The 1927-nt window shown below is 69.3% G+C and carries 2 protein-coding genes; both read right to left on the minus strand.

The genetic code is table 11. From position 1 onward, the window contains the following. Positions 1 to 185, minus strand: a 185-nt coding sequence (locus ABL57_RS05500) for an FAD-dependent oxidoreductase (protein ID WP_047802452.1), incomplete at its 3' end; no start/stop codon positions are given. Between the two features lie 426 nt (positions 186 to 611). Beyond that, positions 612 to 1697 (minus strand): inositol-3-phosphate synthase, encoded by a 1086-nt coding sequence (locus ABL57_RS05505; RefSeq protein ID WP_047801817.1) that lies wholly within the window; start codon positions 1695 to 1697, stop codon positions 612 to 614. Positions 1698 to 1927 lie beyond the last annotated feature (230 nt).

Genomic DNA, 1927 nt, shown 5'->3' on the forward strand with positions numbered 1-1927 from the left:
TCCAGGGTCAGATCCGCGACCTCGATCCGCCCGGCCAGGAAGTCCTTGGACAGCGGCGGACGGTCGTAGGGACGCTGCAGCTCATCACCGATGATCACCACACGCCCGCCGAACCCGAGGCTGCGAGCCGCCCTCGCGGCCGACAGACCGGCCAGCGAGGCTCCGACAATGACGAGGGACTCCATGAAGGACCCCTTTCAGATCAGTGGGTGCGGGAACAGCAGGGCGGCGCCGGGCGGGTGGACCTCTCGGCTCGTTGCCGCGTACTGCGCAACGTGCTTCATATTGTGAGGTTCAGCGTGATGCGTCCCACATTGGCCTGTCAAGCGTTCCGGGCGACTTTTCCTGCCCCCGTCCCGGGGTCGCCGTGATTCCCGACGGCGCGGCGGACCCCGCGGACAATGTTGCGCAATGTGACCCACGTTGCACAGGGCAGGATGCCTGCCCGTTCCCCGGCTCTTTCCGGCGTCGAGGGCGCGAAGCCCACCGGCCCAGGAAGGCGGCGTCGACGGCATGAGCGGATCCACGCCGACGGAGCTCGAGGAGTACCTCATGTCACCGGTGCGGCGGTGCTCCGCGGGGTGATCCGCGGCCCCGGGTGGGGCGCTGCTTCAGCGTTCGAGGTCGCCGCGGATGAAGGCCTCCAGGTTCGCCCGGGCGGTGTCGTCGGCCTGCTGCTCGGGCGGGGACTTCATGAAGTACGCCGCCGCCGAGGTCAGCGGCCCGCCGATCCCGCGGTCCAGCCCGATCTTCGCCGCCCGGATCGCGTCGATGATCACCCCGGCCGAGTTCGGGGAGTCCCACACCTCCAGCTTGTACTCCAAGGAGATCGGGGCGTCCCCGAACCCGTGACCCTCCAGACGCACGAAGGCGAACTTCCGGTCGTTGAGCCACGGCACGTGGTCCGAGGGCCCGATGTGCACCTCCTCGGTGCCGAACTCCCGCACCACGTTGGAGGTCACCGCCTGGGTCTTGGAGATCTTCTTCGACTCCAACCGGGTGCGCTCGAGCATGTTCATGAAGTCCATGTTCCCGCCCACGTTGAGCTGATACGTCCGGTCCAGCACGTACCCGCGGTCCTCGAAGAGCTTGGCCAGCACCCGGTGGGTGATCGTCGCCCCGATCTGGGACTTGATGTCATCGCCCACGATCGGCACCCCCGCGGCGGCGAACTTCTGCGCCCACTCCTCGGTGGAGGCGATGAACACCGGCAGCGCGTTGACGAAGGCCACCCCCGCGTCCAGGGCCGCCTGGGCGTAGAACCGGTCGGCGGCCTCCGAGCCCACCGGCAGATAGGACACCAGCACATCCACTTGCGCCTCCCGCAGCGCGGCGGCGACATCGACCGGCTCGGCCGCCGACTCCTGGATCATCTCCCGGTAATAGGCCCCCAACCCGTCCAGGGTCGGCCCGCGCTGGACGGTCACCCCGGTGTGCGGCACCGAGGCGAAGGCCAGCGTGTTGTTCCGCCCGGCGCCGATCGCCTCGCACAGATCCACCCCCACCTTCGCCGCGTCCACGTCGAAGGCGGCCACGAACTGCACATCGGAGACGTGATAGTCCCCGAACACCACGTGCATCAGCCCCGGCACGGTCTGCCCCGGGTCGGCATCGGCGTAGAAGTGCACGCCCTGGATCAAGGACGAGGCGCAGTTGCCGACACCGGCCACCGCCACTCGGATCGGATGATGAGACACGATTCTCCTTCGTCGTGGGGCCGGACGCAGCCGCCGTGGCGGGGTGCGGCCGACCCCTCGGGGGTGAGGGGTGAGGGGCGGGTGACGTGGTGGTCCCCGCTGGGGTGCCGGCACGGGTCGCGCCGGCACCCGGGCGTCAGGGGCAGCGGTCGATCCACTCCTGCAGGTGAGGGGCCTCGGCGCGGATGTGGTCGTCGTGGCTGTGGGTCACAAGGGCGGCTCGGGTGTTA

It is taken from the genome of Kocuria sp. SM24M-10 (assembly GCF_001027955.1).
Taxonomy (GTDB): domain Bacteria; phylum Actinomycetota; class Actinomycetes; order Actinomycetales; family Micrococcaceae; genus Kocuria; species Kocuria oceani.